12 protein-coding genes and 1 riboswitch are annotated in these 17,301 nt (G+C 37.8%); of the genes, 11 read left to right on the top strand and 1 reads right to left on the bottom strand.

Annotated features, from left to right (window positions below):
* Nucleotides 1–11: 11 nt before the first annotated feature.
* From hydA to ribH, 6 genes are all read left to right on the top strand, one after another.
* The gene (hydA, locus tag TSYNT_RS09555) at nucleotides 12–1,439 is read left to right on the top strand and encodes a dihydropyrimidinase (protein WP_059033499.1); all 1,428 of its coding nucleotides are present in this window, start codon (nucleotides 12–14) and stop codon (nucleotides 1,437–1,439) included.
* A 155-nt stretch (nucleotides 1,440–1,594) separates the two neighbouring features.
* Nucleotides 1,595–2,998 carry a cytosine permease gene (locus tag TSYNT_RS09560; RefSeq protein ID WP_059033501.1) on the top strand — a complete coding sequence of 468 codons (1,404 nt, stop codon included), beginning with the start codon at nucleotides 1,595–1,597 and terminating at the stop codon, nucleotides 2,996–2,998.
* A gap of 327 nt (nucleotides 2,999–3,325) precedes the next feature.
* Nucleotides 3,326–3,457, top strand: a riboswitch (FMN riboswitch).
* Between the two features lie 79 nt (nucleotides 3,458–3,536).
* Nucleotides 3,537–4,619: a bifunctional diaminohydroxyphosphoribosylaminopyrimidine deaminase/5-amino-6-(5-phosphoribosylamino)uracil reductase RibD gene (gene ribD, locus TSYNT_RS09570; protein WP_059033504.1), complete on the top strand. Its 1,083-nt coding sequence runs from the start codon at nucleotides 3,537–3,539 to the stop codon at nucleotides 4,617–4,619.
* 14 nt (nucleotides 4,620–4,633) lie between these two features.
* Nucleotides 4,634–5,272 carry a riboflavin synthase gene (locus tag TSYNT_RS09575; protein WP_059033506.1) on the top strand — a complete coding sequence of 213 codons (639 nt, stop codon included), beginning with the start codon at nucleotides 4,634–4,636 and terminating at the stop codon, nucleotides 5,270–5,272.
* An 82-nt stretch (nucleotides 5,273–5,354) separates the two neighbouring features.
* Nucleotides 5,355–6,494: a bifunctional 3,4-dihydroxy-2-butanone-4-phosphate synthase/GTP cyclohydrolase II gene (locus TSYNT_RS09580; protein WP_059034295.1), complete on the top strand. Its 1,140-nt coding sequence runs from the start codon at nucleotides 5,355–5,357 to the stop codon at nucleotides 6,492–6,494.
* 21 nt (nucleotides 6,495–6,515) lie between these two features.
* A complete protein-coding gene (ribH, locus tag TSYNT_RS09585) occupies nucleotides 6,516–6,986 on the top strand; it encodes a 6,7-dimethyl-8-ribityllumazine synthase (RefSeq protein ID WP_013778900.1) in 471 nt (156 codons plus the stop codon).
* A gap of 64 nt (nucleotides 6,987–7,050) precedes the next feature.
* On the opposite strand, the gene TSYNT_RS09590 is transcribed toward ribH, so the two are convergent.
* Nucleotides 7,051–7,557, bottom strand: coding sequence for a hypothetical protein (locus tag TSYNT_RS09590; RefSeq protein WP_059033508.1), 507 nt, complete (start codon nucleotides 7,555–7,557; stop codon nucleotides 7,051–7,053).
* 275 nt (nucleotides 7,558–7,832) lie between these two features.
* Here TSYNT_RS09590 and brxF point away from each other — a divergent pair, with 275 nt between their 5' ends.
* Genes brxF through TSYNT_RS09615 form a run of 5 tightly spaced genes read left to right on the top strand, consistent with a single transcriptional unit; the run spans nucleotide 7,833 to nucleotide 17,240 of the window.
* Nucleotides 7,833–8,318, top strand: a complete 486-nt coding sequence (brxF, locus tag TSYNT_RS09595; RefSeq protein ID WP_059033510.1) for a BREX-3 system P-loop-containing protein BrxF — start codon at nucleotides 7,833–7,835, stop codon at nucleotides 8,316–8,318.
* Nucleotides 8,319–8,362: 44 nt separating this feature from the next.
* Complete coding sequence (locus tag TSYNT_RS09600; RefSeq protein WP_059033512.1) at nucleotides 8,363–12,028, top strand: DUF6079 family protein; 3,666 nt, start codon at nucleotides 8,363–8,365, stop codon at nucleotides 12,026–12,028.
* A gap of 13 nt (nucleotides 12,029–12,041) precedes the next feature.
* On the top strand, nucleotides 12,042–14,597 hold the full coding sequence (locus TSYNT_RS09605; RefSeq protein WP_059033514.1) for a DNA methyltransferase: 2,556 nt from the start codon (nucleotides 12,042–12,044) through the stop codon (nucleotides 14,595–14,597).
* Between the two features lie 12 nt (nucleotides 14,598–14,609).
* Nucleotides 14,610–16,529: a BREX-3 system phosphatase PglZ gene (gene pglZ / locus TSYNT_RS09610; protein ID WP_059033517.1), complete on the top strand. Its 1,920-nt coding sequence runs from the start codon at nucleotides 14,610–14,612 to the stop codon at nucleotides 16,527–16,529.
* 3 nt (nucleotides 16,530–16,532) lie between these two features.
* Nucleotides 16,533–17,240 carry a hypothetical protein gene (locus TSYNT_RS09615; protein WP_013778920.1) on the top strand — a complete coding sequence of 236 codons (708 nt, stop codon included), beginning with the start codon at nucleotides 16,533–16,535 and terminating at the stop codon, nucleotides 17,238–17,240.
* The last annotated feature ends 61 nt before the right edge of the window (nucleotides 17,241–17,301 follow it).

Raw genomic sequence — 17,301 nt, forward strand, 5'->3', positions numbered from 1 at the left:
AGGTTAATATTATGTATGACTTAATTATCAAAAATGGTAAAGTTGTATCCCCTACTTCAATTGTAGAAACAGATATCGCAGTTAAAGATGGGAAAGTGTCAGCATTGGGCGATATAGAAGATTTAGGAGATGCCAAAAGAATAGTAGATGCAGAAGGTAAATATGTAATGCCTGGAGTCATAGATGCCCATATGCATGTTGAGGCTCCTTTTCAAGGATGTTTTGGCGCTAATGATTTTTACACTCAAAGTATATCGGCAGCTTTCGGCGGCGTCACGATGCTGATGGATTTTACCAACACATTCAAAGGAAAGTCTGTATTTGAAGCGGTAAAAAAAAGGCATGAAGAAATGAGCAAATCTGCTATTGATTATAGCATACATGGTAAATTCGTGGAAGCACCTGAAAATATATTAAATGAGGTAGAAAAAATTGTTGATTATGGATGCCCTTCGTTTAAACTATTTATGACATATAAAAAAGAAGGTGTTATGGCGGATGACGAAACGTTAATTAAAATATTTTCAAGGGCGAAAGAATTAAATGCTTTACCGATGGTTCATGCGGAAAGTAATGCTATAGCTGAACTGAATATAGAAAAATACAAGAAAATAGGAGATCTAAGTTGGCCTAGATTCGCGGATTCTAAACCTATCTTATGTGAAGCAGAAGCGGTAAGTAGAGCAGTATATTTTTCAAAATATGTTGGGAATGCTTTGTTAATAGTTCATACAACTAATGGAGAAGCATTAGATATAGTTAGGAAAGCTCAAAATGAGGGATACCCGATTTATGTTGAAACATGTCCTCACTATCTTACATTATTTAAAGACTTATATGAAGATCCAGAAATTGGTTACTTGGCGATTTGTTCTCCACCACTTAGGACGCCTCAAGAAGCAGAGAATTTATGGAAGGGTATGCAAGATGGAACAATTTCAGTAACTGGTTCTGATGATTGTACTTATTCAAAAGAAGAAAAAACCATGTTTTTAGAGAAAGATGAAAATGGTAATTTCATTCCCGACTTTACCAAGGTAGTTAATGGGTGCTCCGGGACTGAAATTAGATTACCAATTTTACTTTCAGAAGGTGTATCGAAAGGGAGAATTTCAATAAATAAAGTATGTGAAATTACTAGCACAAACGTTGCAAAAATATTTGGATGTTATCCGCGCAAAGGTATTATAGCACCTGGAAGTGACGCAGATATAGTTATAGTAGATATGAATAAAGAAGTTACACTATCACCTGAGGTGCTGCATAACAATATAGACTATTGCCTGCATGAAGGGATGAAAGTTAAAGGTTATCCGGTAATGACCATTTCAAACGGTAAGATAATAATAGAAAGCGGAGAATTCAAGGGAAAACGAGGAGATGGCAAATTTATAAAAAGACAGATCGAGCCTGACATATTAAGGAGATTTAGCTTGTAGACTAATATAAATAAGTCAAATCCAGATAGGGGCAGATGCAAAAGCTATAAATAGCAAATCATAATATCTTATCTTTTACAACAATGTTTTCAAACTCGAGTCTTACTTAAGGAATAAATTAAGACAACCCCTGATTTTAAAGAGGAGGATAACACATGGAAAAGGAAAATCAATGTACTGAAAATAAAGAATTATTGCCTATGCTGGATTCAGAAAGAACAATGTCGCTAGGAGATTATACTATTTTATGGGCTGGAATGACTATTAACATAGTCGGATTTAGCTTAGGTGCCCAATATTATAACGGAGGAAAAGGCTTATCACCTTGGACCGTGGTTTGGGTTATGCTAATAGGATATGCCATAGTGACATTTTTTACTATTCTAATAGGAGAGATTGGAACAAGCTATGGAATTCCTTTCGTGGTTTATAGCCGTGCGCCATTTGGATATAAAGGAGCGCGCGTTGCCGGATTATTACGTGCTATACCCGGCATTTACTGGTTTGGATTTTTAACCTTTATAGGAGCAGAAGCTATGAATTATATGATGAGTATAATTTTTCCTGGTTTTAACAATTTAACTTTAATGATTATAGCATTTGCTATTATGCAAATAGTAAATGCTATGTATGGGTTAGAAGCCATGGCAAAACTTGATTGGATTGCTATACCAAGCTTAGGAATATTGTTTAGTGCAATTTTAATTATGATTCTCAAAAAATATAATGTTTCAATTCCTGACATCATGTCAGCTAAAGCTAGTGGCGGCTATTCAATTCCATACGCAATAGCAGGCATTGCCGGCGGATGGATAACAATGGCGTTAAATGGATGTGATTTAACCAGAAAAATAAAGCGGGATAAGAATTATGAAAAAATGAGTTTCTTGCAGCGCAATCGTAGAGCAATTTTTGGTCAAGTGATTGGTTTAATGCTAGTAGGAGTATTAACGATGTTAGTTGGTATGGCAGCTGGCATTACTTCTGGCTATTGGGATTTGAATGAAGTCATAAATGATTTATTTACAAATAAAGTAAGCCTCATTTTATGTTATATATGCGTAGTATTTGCCCAGTGGTCAACTAATACAGCAGCTAATCTATTACCTCCATCGTTAGTTATGTTGAGCATTTTTCCAAAAATGAAATATTCAGTTAGTACTATTATATGCGGCGTGATATCAGTAGCTATTCTGCCATGGACAATACAGGATTCGGGTGGGTTTCTTATAAATATCCAAAATTGGATATCGCAATTGCTAGGTCCCATCATAGGTATTGTATTAGCTGATTATTATCTCATACGTAAATGCAAGGTAAATGTTACAGATTTGTATAAACCCGGAGGAGAGTATGAATATAATAATGGTTATAATATGAGTGCTTTTGCTGCATTAATTATTTCATTTATAATAGGTTTATTTTTTGAAGGCTATGCGTTCTTTGTAGGGCTTTTTTTGAGCATATTCGTATATTATATTCTGATGAAATATTACACTTTAAAGAAATATAATCCAGATATTGGCAAAGAGATCTCATTTTATCCTGATAATAATTGAAGAAATTTAAAAATTTCCTATAATTTGAGATATATAAAAATGCTTCAAATACTAACAAATGCCGCGGCATGGTCACTTTCATTCTCGTACAAGGAAAAATTATCCCATTTAACCTCGGGATGCATGGGATTGTAATGGGGCTTATTGTTTCCGGCCTGCTCACAGTTTTTGTAAGTTTAGCAACTCCAAAACCTCCAAAGAAAGTTATAGAAGTTTTTTGGGGCAAATCAAAGCCAAATGAATTAATTTAGATAAAATTCCCTTGAAAATATAATCTTTATATGATATCATGACTCATAATCAATTCAAAACTTAAAAATTTTAAAAAACAACCTTCAGGGCGGGGTGAAATTCCCCACCGGCGGTAAGCTCGAGAGAGTAAGCCCGCGAACTCCGATGTGGAGCCGATTTGGTGCAAATCCAAAGCCGACAGTATAGTCTGGATGGAAGAAGGTTCATTATATTTTTATAGATCTATTTGCCCTGGAGAATGTATTTTCCGGGGCATTTTTATTTTACATAAAAAGCGAGGGATTTTATGGAAACTGATGAGTACTTTATGCAAAGGGCATTGGAACTTGCAGAAAAGGGTAGAAAAACAACGGGAGAAAATCCCATGGTAGGTGCAGTTATCGTAAAAGAAGGCAAAATCATAGGAGAAGGTTATCATAAAAAGGCTGGAGGATCTCATGCAGAAATAGAGGCTTTAAAGGAAGCCGGAATTAATGCAAAAGGAGCAACTATTTATGTAAATCTGGAACCTTGCTGTCACTATGGGAAAACGCCACCTTGCACTGAAGCACTGATAAAAGCCCAAATAGCAAGAGTAGTTGCGGCTATAGAAGATCCCAATTCAAAAGTTGCCGGAAAAGGGTTTTCACAATTACAAAATGCCGGGATAGAAGTTTCAGTAGGTGTTCTAAAGGATAAAGCATCAAAGTTAAATGAAGTTTTTATTAAAAACATTTCCGAACAAATCCCCTTTGTGACAGCAAAAATAGCTCAGAGCATTGACGGAAAGATTGCCCTATCTTCAGGAAAGTCAAAATGGATAACATGTGATGCTGCCAGAAAAAGGGGCCATGAAATAAGAAGCATGTATGATGGTATTTTGGTAGGTATAGGGACGGTTTTAGCAGATGATCCGATCCTTGACTGCCGTCTTGCAAATAACTCGGCAAGTCCGGTGAAGATAGTCTTGGATTCATCGGCTGCAATTCCTATAGAGTCAAGACTTTTGCAGGGCAAGGATAAGGTTATTTTAGCTACTACAGCACAAGCTGACAAAGGGCGTTTGAAAAAACTTGAGGAAATAGGTGCAGAAATTGTAACGACATCTCAAGATAAAGTAAACCTTAAGGAACTACTGAAAGCTCTCTATAATAAGGGAATTTACAGTATTTTGGTGGAAGGAGGCGCCCAGGTATTTACTTCATTTCTTATAGAAGGGCTTTTGGATAAAATAATAGTTTTCATTTCGCCAAAGATCATCGGAGGTGATGGCAAAGATTATGTAGGAAATCTTTTTCTAAGGGAAATGAAAGATATATATGATTTTTATATTGACCATGTGGAAAAAGCCGGTGATGATGTGATGCTCGCGATGTATCCTAAAAAATGAAAGGAAGGTGCTAAGTGTTTACCGGAATTATAGAAGAAGTTGGAGAGATATCCAATCTGCAGCATAAAACCAGCGGAGCTATGCTGCAGATTTCCTGCAAGAAAATCCTTGATGGCCTTAAACACGGTGACAGTATTGCGGTAAATGGTGTATGTCTTACCGTAAAAGATTTAAACAAAGCTGGATTTTCAGCTGATATAATGCCTGCGACCTTAGAAAGCACAAATTTGGGGAAACTTCTGCCAAAAAGTAAGGTAAATCTTGAAAGAGCTTTGAAGGTATCAGGCAGATTAGACGGTCATATTGTTCAAGGGCATATTGATGGGGTTGGCGCTATTTGCGAAATTAAAAAGAGTGATGAATTCTTTACAATCCATATTGCTGCAAAACAAGAGCTTTTAAAATACATAGTTTTAAAAGGCTCAGTAGCTATTGATGGAATAAGCCTTACAGTGCAGGAGGTAAGAAGTGAAAGTTTTGGGGTTTCTATTATTCCCACTACTTTAAACAGCACTGCACTCGGCTCTAAGAAGCCGGGCGACCTGGTAAATATAGAAACGGATATTATAGGTAAATATGTTGAAAAGTTTTTAAGGCAAGAGAAATGCAATGAAACAATGACCATGGAAAAACTTATTTCTCTTGGATACTGAAGAGATAGGGGAGATTAGATTGGAAAACAATTTTTATTTTAATACCATAGAAGAAGCCGTTGAAGATATTCGTACGGGCAAGATGATAATAGTAGTTGATGATGAAAACCGCGAAAACGAGGGAGACCTTTTGATGGCAGCTGAAATGGCAAGCCCACAAAGCATAAACTTTATGGCGACTTTTGCCAAAGGTCTTATTTGTGCGCCGATTACCGAGGAAAGGGCAAAACAATTAAAGTTTACACCTATGGTAGAAAAAAATACTGACAATATGGGGACGGCTTTTACTGTATCAGTGGATCATATTGGCACTTCAACGGGAATTTCGGCATATGACAGAGCCCTAACCGCAAAAGCACTGACATACGCCAAGGCAAAGCCTGAAGATTTCCGGCGGCCGGGCCATATTTTTCCGCTTGAGGCAAAACCCGGCGGAGTGCTGCGAAGAGCAGGCCATACCGAAGCTGCGGTAGATATGGCGAACCTGGCAGGGCTTTACCCGGCAGGAGTTATTTGTGAGATCATGAAGGACGATGGCAAAATGGCAAGGCTCCCTGAACTTATGGAATTTTCGAAAACACACAATATAAAAATTATTACTATTGAGGAACTGATAAAATATAGAAAAACAAGGGAAAAGCTTGTTGAAAAAACTGCCGAGGCAGACTTACCAACGGATTACGGTTATTTCAGGCTTTACTGCTACGAAGATATCATAACAAAGGAAAACCACGTAGCTTTAGTTAAGGGAGATATAAACGAGGAAGATACACCCCTTATAAGGGTCCATTCCGAATGCCTTACAGGAGATGTATTTGCCTCTCGCCGATGCGACTGCGGACTACAATTAAAAAGCTCATTAGAACAGATTCAGCGTGAAGGCAAAGGCATACTTCTTTACATGCGGCAGGAGGGGCGAGGGATAGGTCTTGCAAATAAGATAAAGGCATACAGTCTGCAGGATAAAGGCCTTGATACCGTAGAAGCCAACGAAGAATTAGGCTTTGCAGCAGATCTTAGAGATTATGGCATAGGCGCTCAAATACTAAGGGACTTGGGCATAAGAAAAATGCGGCTTTTAACCAATAACCCAAAGAAACTCATTGGGCTTTCGGGATACGGTCTTACTGTTACGGAATGTGTTCCTATAAAAATAAAACCTAATGAATATAACATGAAATATTTAGCTACAAAAAAAGAAAAAATGGGCCACTGGCTTTAAAAACAGGGAGGAGAATGTTACATGTCAAAAATAATCGAAGGTAAACTTATAGCTGAAAACTTAAAGTTCGGAATTGTTGTAAGTAGATTCAATGATTTTTTTACAAAAAAACTGTTGGAAGGCGCCGAAGATACACTCATACGCCATGGCGCAGCAGAAGAAGATATTGAAATTGCATGGGTGCCGGGAGGATTTGAAATTCCCCTTGCTGCAAAGCTTATGGCCGAGAGTAAAAAGTATGACGCGGTTATATGTCTTGGAGCTGTGATACGGGGAGCTACGCCTCATTTTGAATATATATCCTCTGAAGCTGCAAAAGGTGTGGCACAAGTATCCCTGCAAACCCAGGTGCCCACAATCTTTGGAATTATAACCACTGACACATTAGAACAAGCCATCGAAAGAGCAGGGACAAAAGCAGGAAACAAAGGAAGCGAAGCTGCTCTTAGCGCTATAGAAATGGCCAATCTTAAAAAGCAGTTGAATTTCTAAAAAATAATTAATAAATTAGACCCATTTTACTGAAAAGGTAAGATGGGTCTTTAAAATACAAACTTTAATTATTGCCCGTATTTCCATGGCTACCGCTGTTTCTGTGATTTACCTGATATATGTAATATGCTATGGCAATTATTGCACCCGCAATAATTGGATCTACGTTTTCTACATATCCTGCAACATCCATGCCGATTACATCTCCGCCTAGACGCCCTGTAACCTGATTATCGGCAATTTCAATATTTACTTCGAATCCGATTACAGGGCCGCCACATCGGCCGCATACGGAATTACCTCGAGCTTCAAGATCTAAGTCATAACCGTCAATCACTCCACCTATTCGCACCAAGAGAAAATCAGGGCCAATTTTTCCTTCAATATTTTTTCCGACTATTGCCCCACCTAGCCTTCCTGCTATAGATCCTTCCTCCATAGAGTAGTTTACATTTATATCATTTCCAAGAATTGCGCCGCCAATTCTGCCGGAAATCACACCATCTTCAATACTGGCATCCACATCATATCCGCCTATGGCACCGCCGATTCTTCCCGAAACTTTTCCCATCACAATCTTTTCTCCTTTAGCTGCATTTAGATTTAAATTGAAACTTTATAATCTAGCACAAATGTCTCCAGACCGTACAGCAAGTATATTGTACAGCATATAGCCTAATAAATAAAGGTAACAACTAACTAGTTTTAATAAGGAAACTTCGTTTCACAATATCTTTATAACTTTTCAAGAAGGATTTTTTCAAATTATAACGAAATATAAATATTAAGTAATAAAATTAGATATAAACGTCTTAAAAATTGAATGAAAAAATAGGAGGTAATTTTATGCATCTACCGGATGAGGTAACAAATGCACTTATGATTTTTTCACATAAGTTCTACCAACTACTTCTAATTGCCGGTGACGATTCGCATAAAAAAAGCCTCCTTTTAAAGCAGATAGCTGAAAGCGGCAACTATGCTTATGTAAACCTTAACCTCGCCCTGTCAGAACGCTTGATGATGATTCCAAGCCATGAACGCAGCTTATTTGTGAATCAGTGCATTGATGAAATCATAAATGGCATCAGTGCTGAAACAGTTATTTTTGACCACATCGAAATACTGTTTGAAAAACCGCTAAATACAGACCCTATGGCACTTCTAAAAAATATCTCGCGGCACAGAAAACTCATATCTGATTGGCCAGGCATCATCAAAGATGATATTCTGATTTATGCTAAACCAGGCCATCCAGAATATATAAAATATCCTATTGAGGTCGATTATACAATTATTGATATAGACCAGAACTATAAGGCTAGTTTTTAACCGCCGCTTTTGAAATGACTAGATTAATAGAGGGAGTGTTTCCAGTGAAATACAGGGAACTTGTCAGTTTTGATCCGGTAGAATCCGTTATAAAATTGGTAGAAGCAGACCAGCCTCAGGAGGCTATGAGGCTGGTTAAAACTTATGTAATGTCAGATAGTATGGCAAAAACATTAAAAGACATAGTTATTCCACAGCTGCAGTTCGAAAATTCCTTTGATAATAAGGGTATATTTATCGTTGGCAACTATGGCACGGGTAAATCTCATCTAATGTCAGTAATATCTGCCATAGCCGAAGATAAAAAGATGCTTGAGCTGGTAAATAACCAAATATTTCAAGAAGCAGCTCAAAGCATTGCCGGCAAATTTGAAGTCTTGAGGTTTGAAATCGGCACTTCAAAGATGGACCTTCGAGACTTAGTTATAGGGCACCTGGAGAAAGATTTGGCAAAAAGAGGCATCGACTACCGTTTCCCATCCATGGAGGAAGTCCCTAATACTAAAGATTACCTTTTAGAGATGATGGCACTATTTCAAGAAAAATATCCTGATAAAGGTTATTTGATAGTTGCGGATGAATTTCTGGATTACCTTCGAGGCCTTACCGAACAAAAAGTAGTCCTTGCGCTTAATTTTCTTCGCGAAATCGGCGAAATTTCAAAGAGCTGCAGGCTACGTTTCATGGCAGGGGTTCAAGAATCCCTTTTTGACAGCGGGCAGTTTGCATTTGTTGCCGACTCACTTAGACGTGTAAGGGATAGATACGAACAAGTAGTAATCCGGAAGCAGGACATATCTTTTGTTGTATCAGAGCGGATACTAAAAAAAGATGAACGGCAAAAGGCGTGGATACGAGAACACCTGACCAAGTTTTCCCATCTATATTCAAATATGGCTGATAGATTGGAAGATTATGTAAATCTATATCCAATTCATCCGGCGTATATAGAAATCTTCGAAAAAGTTTACATAGCAGAAAAACGAGAGGTTTTAAAGACCATAACACATACTATCAAAAAAATCTTAGACAAAGATGTTCCTGAAAACGAGACCGGAATCATCTCATATGACTCATACTGGGAGTATATAAAGGAAAATATTTCCGTGCGCTCAGACCCCGACCTTCGGGAGGTAGTGGAAAAAAGCAATGTATTAGAAGACCTTATACTAAAATCATATACAAGGCCTCAGTACCGACCCATAGCTCTGCGAATCATCCACGCTTTAAGTGTTCACAGACTAACTACTGGCGATATCAATGCACCCATTGGCATAACTGTCGATAACATGAAGGATGACCTTTGTATATATACACCTATGCCTGAAGTAGAGGAAAGTTTTTTAAAGACTACGGTAGAAACAGCGGTCCGGGAAATCTTAAAGACCGTTAGCGGTCAATTTATCTCTTATAACCGAGATAACGAGCAGTACTATCTGGATTTAAAGAAAGATATAGATTATGATGCAAAAATTCAAGCAAAAGCCGATTTCATGGATGATGATATGCTCAATAAATACTATTATGACGCACTGCTTAAGGTATTGAACTGGGAAAGGCCTGAACATAAAACCGGCCGAAGGATATGGCAGTATGAGATTATTTGGGAGGATAAGAAGGTTGAGCGATATGGTTATCTGTTCTTTGGCGCTCCCAATGAACGCACTACTGCTCAACCTCCTAGAGATTTTTACATATATTTTTTACGCCCATATGGCAACAACGTCTATCAAGGTGAAATTGAGAAAGATGAGGTAATATTTGAATTCATAAACAGAGATGAAAAAGTTGATGAATATATAAAGCTGTATGCTGCTTCTATGGAACTTGCAATGGTATCTTCAGCAGATAGTAAACAGACTTATTTTAAAAAAGCCGAAGGTTATCTAAAGGCAATCGTTCAGTGGATAAAAGAACATGTCAAGGAGTGCTTTATAGTAAAGACCGCTGGCGAGCAACAGACTATACAGTACTGGCTAAAAGGTAAAGCTGCCGAAGAGCATACCGTAAAGGAATTTGTGGATATGACTGCTTCTGCATGTCTTTCGGCTTATTTTAATGATAAATACCCTTATTACCCAAAATTTTATACACAAGTAACACAAGAGAATATGAAAGAACTTTTTAAAGCAGGATTAAACTATCTTGCCGGAAGAAAAAATGAACTGGGCGCCAAAGTGCTAGATTCTCTGGGACTTTTGGAAGGTGATATGATTGCACCGGAAAAATCAATTTATGCACGCCATTACATCAAGCTTTTAGAAAATTTGCCGGAAAAACATGTGCTAAACAGAGAAGATGTCTTAGAATATTTAAGTGAAGTTACACTTGATAAAGAATTTCAATTAGAAGATGTATGGGTCACATTGATACTTTGTGCATTAGTATATAGTGGTCATGCTACTTTGACCATTTCTGGACATACTTTCGATGCTACAAAAATGGAAGAAATCGCTGCCGCCAATCCTGCAGATTTAATTTTATTCAAATACTGTCAGGTGCCAGAAGGTGTTCCTGTAAAAATATTAAAAAAACTTTTTGAAGGGTTGGGGCTGCCGCCTGGTCAAATAACTAATCCCAACACGCGAGAAGCCGCTATAGAAAAAATGCTTGTTCGAACAGAGGAATTGACCAAAAGGGTAATCGAAACACAGCAATTTCTCATAAGCAATTTGGCACTTTGGGATAAACTTGCAATAGACGAAGCTACAAAAGAAAACTATAAGGAAAGCTTAAAAACGCTAAAGGATTTCCTTGATGCCATAAAACAATATAACACCCCTGCAAAGTTAAAGAACTTCAGGTTTTCAGAAGATGAGGTAGCAAGTTCCTTAGCTAACATTGAAATAATGCAAGAAATCTTGAATATAAGGGATTTTAAACTAAAAGTTGATCCTTATGTATCCTATCTTACACGTACATGTATGATACTTAGTGATGATAAGTGGAATCAAAAAGTCCAAAAGGTCCGAGTTGAGGTACTAGACAAGGTACAAAAGCCGCAGGAACTGACAGATGCGTATATCAAAGAATATGTAGGTAAACTTCAAGCATTGAAAAAGGAATATATTTCTATTTATATCAAGCTCCATAAAGAATATCGCCTGGATTTAAACGGCGATAAGCAAAAACAAAAGCTTTTAGAAAGTGAATTAAAGCATAATTTGGATATGCTTACTTGTGTTAGTGATTTAATTTATTCAAAACCCTATGAAGAAATTTGCAATAGACTTTTGAAATTGAAAACATGTTTTAGCTTAATTGAAGATGATATTAATATGAGTCCATTATGCCCCCACTGCGGATATACACCTGATGAAGATGAGCAGCCGGTATTTGGAGAGGTGGAAGCCATTGAGAAATCTATGGAAGAGCTATTTTACCAATGGGAAAAGATAGTTCTTGAGATTTTAGAAGATGAAAAAGTAAAGGAAAACATTGCTTTACTAGATAAGCCTCAACGGCAAGCTTTAGAGAGTATTGCCCAAAATCAGCGGCTTCCTGATAAAATCGATTCACAGCTTGTTTCAACGATTAATATGCTAATGAAGGGTCTTGATAAGGTAGAGATTACCACTGAAGATTTAGTAAAGGCAATATTTAAAGGCGGGCCGGTTACTGTATCCGATATGAAACAGCGCTTGAACGATTATATCGATGAGATGGTAAAGGGAATGGATGTCGATCGTGTGCGGATAATGCTGAAATAATGGAGGAATGTAAGTGAAACTAACAAAAGAAATACTTGACAAAGTAAGGAATATTGAAGGCTTTCCGTTAGGGAAGGATGAAGACATTATAGCACTTTCGGACCCGCCGTATTACACCGCATGTCCCAACCCATTTATAGGTGAATTTATAGAAAAATACGGAACTTCTTATGATGAGTCTACAGATGAATACAATGTGGAGCCATATACTGCTGATGTATCCGAAGGCAAGAACGACCCCATATACAACGCTCATTCCTATCATACTAAAGTGCCACATAAAGCCATTATGCGATATATTTTACACTACACAAAACCGGGTGATATAGTTTTTGACGGCTTTTGCGGTACCGGCATGACCGGAGTAGCTGCTGCAATGTGCGAGAATCCTGACGAGGATTTTAAAATAAAATTAGAACAAGAAGCCATACAAGAAGGCAAAACCATAGAATGGGGAGCTAGAAGAGCAGTTCTATGCGACCTATCGCCGGCGGCTACCTTTATAGCATATAATTACAATACCCCAGTGGACGTGGAGGAATTTGAAAAGGAAGCTAAAAGGATATTAGAAGAAATGGAAGATGAATGCAGTTGGATGTATGAAACTAATCATACTATTAATGGTACATCCCAACTAAGCATTGACGGTAAACCCATGAAGGGACGGATAAACTATACGGTATGGTCTGATGTTTTTCTATGTCCTAATTGTATGGAAGAAATGATTTTTTGGAATATAGCGGTAAACAAAAAAACGGGCAAGGTCCTGGATAAATTCCACTGTCCTCATTGCGGACTATTAACTGACAAGAGGAATGTGGAGAAGGCAAGAGTAACCATATATGATAAAGCATTAGGCAAGATGATAGAACAGGTAAAACAAGTACCTGTAATGATAAACTATTCAGTTGGCCGCAAAAGATTTGAAAAGACTCCAGATGAGGAGGATTTGAAATTACTCCAGAAGATTGAGGAGATGGATATCCCTTATTGGTATCCTACGGATCGTATGCCGGAGGGTTATAATACCGAACAGCCTAAAAAATCACATGGGATAACCCATGTCCATCACTTTTATACTAAAAGGAATTTGTGGGTGTTGAGTGCACTTTTTTTCAAAATAAAACCCCTTCGTTTAAAGTTTCTTTTTACTAGTTTATTAACTAGAAGTTCTAAACAAGCAAGATTTCTTGCTAAAAACTATTTCCATGGAGGAGGAGGCTGGGTTGGCACCAGTTTACCAGGAACGCTTTTTATACCTTCATTAAATGTTGAAGTTTCGCCTATTTTTACATTTAAAAATAGAATTAGCACAATTAAGAGGATAAATGCGAAAGTAAATAGCGCAATAGTTACAACAAGTTCTGCTGCGGAAACTTTATTAAATGCCAATACTATCGACTACATCTTTACCGATCCGCCCTTTGGAGCAAATCTCATGTATTCGGAGCTCAACTTTCTGTGGGAGGCATGGCTGAAAGTTTTTACAAATAACGAATCAGAAGCCATAATAAACAAAACACAGGGAAAGGGTTTAGTGGAATACCAAAGAATTATGGAAAGATGTTTTAAAGAGATGCATCGGATATTAAAACCCGGGCGCTGGATGACGGTTGAGTTTCATAATTCTAAAAATAGTGTATGGAATGCCATTCAAGAAGCCATTATGAGAGCGGGTTTTGTTGTGGCAAATGTCCGAAGTTTAGATAAACAGCAAGGGAGTTTCAAACAGGTTACAACTACAATGGCGGTAAAGCAAGACCTTATAATCTCTGCCTATAAACCCAAAGACCGTTTTGTGCAAGATTTTGTGCGGCAGGCAGGTACTGAAGAAGGTGTGTGGAATTTTGTGCGCCAACACCTGGAGCGGTTGCCGGTGACGTTGGAAAGCGGCGGAAGACTTGATGTTATTCCGGAGAGGCAAAATTATCTGCTTTATGATAGCATGGTAGCATATCATATTCAGCGTGGGGCGACAGTTCCAATGGGAGCAGCAGATTTTTATCAAGGGCTAAAGCAGCGGTTTCCAGAACGGGACGGTATGTATTTTTTACCGGATCAGGTTAGTAAGTATGAGCAAAAGCGAATGGAATTGGAGTTAAATGAACAGTTATCTTTTCTGATTCTTGATGAGAAGACTGCAATTCAGTGGCTAAGACAAGAACTTTCAAAGGAACCTAAGACCTATCAAGATATACAGCCTAAATTTTTACAAGAGCTCAAGCAATTGCGTCATGAGAATATGCCGGAACTTGGCGATTTACTGCAGGAAAGCTTTCTGCAGGATGAAAAGGGTCGCTGGTACGTGCCGGATACAAGTAAACAGTCAGACTTGGAAAAACTCCGGGAACGGCGGCTCTTAAAAGATTTTGAGGAATATAAGACTGGCCGTGGCAAGCTGCGCTACTTCAGGACTGAAGCCGTTCGGGCAGGGTTTAAGGACTGTTGGAGCAAAAAGGATTATAATACCATTGTTAAAATAGGCGAGCGTCTGCCGGAATCTGTGTTGCAAGAAGACACTACCCTCTTGATGTACTACGATAACGCATTGACTAGACTGGGGGATTAGGAGGAACTTCCTGTGAAATCAGCGGTTATTGCAAAACTTAAGCAAAGTCCTATACCATTTATATTGTTATATGATATTGATGATATTACTTCATCGGAAGATATCCTAACTTCTATTACCTCACAGGGCTTTCAATTAGTAAATTATGATGATTCCATTGCATTTAGGTATTTTTTTGAGAAAAACTTTCGAGAAAAACCCGATTGCAACATGAAACTTGTACTTAGGGTGACAGGCCGTCACAGCTATATACCATATGATATTGAAAACAGTTTCTATAATATTACTCTTTCACTTAAGGAATTGTTTCCGGGCCTTTCTTATAGTATATTAAAGGAACTGGACAGTGAGCTTTATGATAGGCTGTATAGGGTATATAAGTATATGGGCCAAAACCTTAGCCAGCGGGAAACCCTAGACTTTATTTTAAAAAACCTTTTTGGCATATACCCTGAAACAATTAACAAATTTACAGACCTAATAAAGGCTTTGATTGATTTTTACTATGAAAATGATTCGCTGCCTCAAGTAGTTTCAGATTATCTTGCTGATTTACTAATGTGCAAGGAAGATTTTAAGGAATATCCGGTGAAAAAACTATTAGAGGGTGCCGACTCTTTCTTTGATTACCTGCAGGGACAGTGGGAAATCTTTGTAAAGGGTTTGACCAACACTTTGCCTATAAAAAGTGCGGTAGACTTTTCTCATAAAGATATTAAAATATATTTGGGCAGTCTTTTTGAGGAAGGCTATCTAACTCCTATCCAGAGTGACAGCATTGACAACGTGCCTTCGTGGGTGCACCGAGGAATACTGATAGATGAGCTTGGCCAGCTTAAGGCAAATTATAATAATTTATTGGATCGCCTTTATGATACACTTGATAATATAACTTCTTATAAAGACTGGTTACAAGCAGCAAAAGATTGGGCTGAAATATTGGTTATTTACAATGATGAACGAATCCAAGGAAGGCTTGATGAGAAGGCTTTCATATCGATTTCCGATATGCTAAACAGCAGGTTTCGCACTTGGCTTTTTGACAACTATAATCTATTACCATCATTGTCGTATGTTCGTGCTCCAGTTATGGTTCATCACATCCCTTGGTATATTAACTATAGAATGGGAAAAGATGCTACGCAAAAAGCTGCTCTTATTGTAGTTGATGGTATGGCGCTTGACGACTGGCTTATCATTAGCCGGTATTTGAATCAGAATTCGAGTTGCCGCTTTGAAGAAAAACTTTGTTTTGCTTGGATTCCCACAATTACTTCGATATCCAGGCAAGCGATATTCTCCGGGCAAATTCCTAGATATTTCGGCAAAACTATTTTCAGCACTAGCGAAGATGAACGTCATTGGAAGAAATTTTGGGCAGAGCGCGGCATTAGACCTGATGCTATTTATTACATGCGAGGCATAAAACATTTTAACGAAAATGGATTAAGAGATATCGTTGAAAACCCTAAAGCTAAGATACTGGGTTTTGTAGTGAATATGATAGATGATATGGTTCATGGTCAACAAATGCTTCGTGCAGGGCTTCATCAAAATCTTCGGCTTTGGATGGAAAAAGAAGGTTTTAAAAAATTCCTGCAGACTCTTTTAGAACGGAATTTTGATGTTTACATTACGTCAGACCACGGTCATGTTAGCAGTGTGGGTCAGGGCAACCTTCGGGAAGGCTTGGCGGTGGATAGGGCCGCTGACAGGGTAAGGATTTATGAACAGGGGAAGAATTATGAAACGGCTTTAAAAAGGTACAAGGCATACAAGTGGGCAGGTTATGGTCTTCCCGAGGAGTATAACTATATTATCAGTGACGGATGTTATTCTTACGGCAAGGATAATGAAAAGAATCTCACTCATGGCGGTATTTCTATCGAAGAAGTAGTCGTACCATTTATCCATATAAGGAAGGAAGAATAAATCATGCGAATAGTTGGTCTTGACAGATTTTTAAAAGGTGAGTGGCTGGATAAGACGATGGAGATTGCAAGTAATGAAAGCGATATCAGTTTAATAAGAGAGACCTTGGAAGAATACTTGAAACAAGAAATTCCCGGCGATATTACAAGGCGAAAAGCCAGGGATAAGCTGATGGCTATATGGGTAAATATCCCGGAAGAATTAGAATGTATAAAAAGTGAGGCAATTATACTTTCAAATAAAGTCTTTAATCAAGAGCGATTATTGCTTCACTGGACAATGATGTTTGCGGTTTATCCTATTTTTAGGGATATATCTACAATTATAGGCGCTATTACTGATTTTCAAGATGATGTCACTTTGTCATTGGTGGAAAAGCGCATTTATGAAATTTGGGGAGAGCGCAGCACTGTAAAATATGCAGTACAGAAAATCATGAGTTCAATGGTTGATTGGCAGGTTTTAGAGCGAAGGGGTAATGGTAAATTTAAGAAGAAGACACCTATAAAAATAGAAAATACCTCGCTAAAACTTCTTTATTTAAAAGCTTATCTTTCAGTGAATAACAAGGATTATATAGAATTTTTTAAAGCAAATAATATAAAGAGTGTCTTTCCTTTTGAAATCCAATACAAAATGGAAGATTTTGCATTATCTGATGAATTTGCTTTAGTTAAAATGGGAAGTGATGTGGCCATTTCCCTAGCATAGATTTAATTTTCTCGCTAAATTAAATCATTTATTGCCCACTTACCTTATGGGAGATGATAAA

This window comes from Tepidanaerobacter syntrophicus, assembly GCF_001485475.2.
In the GTDB taxonomy this organism is placed as follows: domain Bacteria; phylum Bacillota; class Thermosediminibacteria; order Thermosediminibacterales; family Tepidanaerobacteraceae; genus Tepidanaerobacter; species Tepidanaerobacter syntrophicus.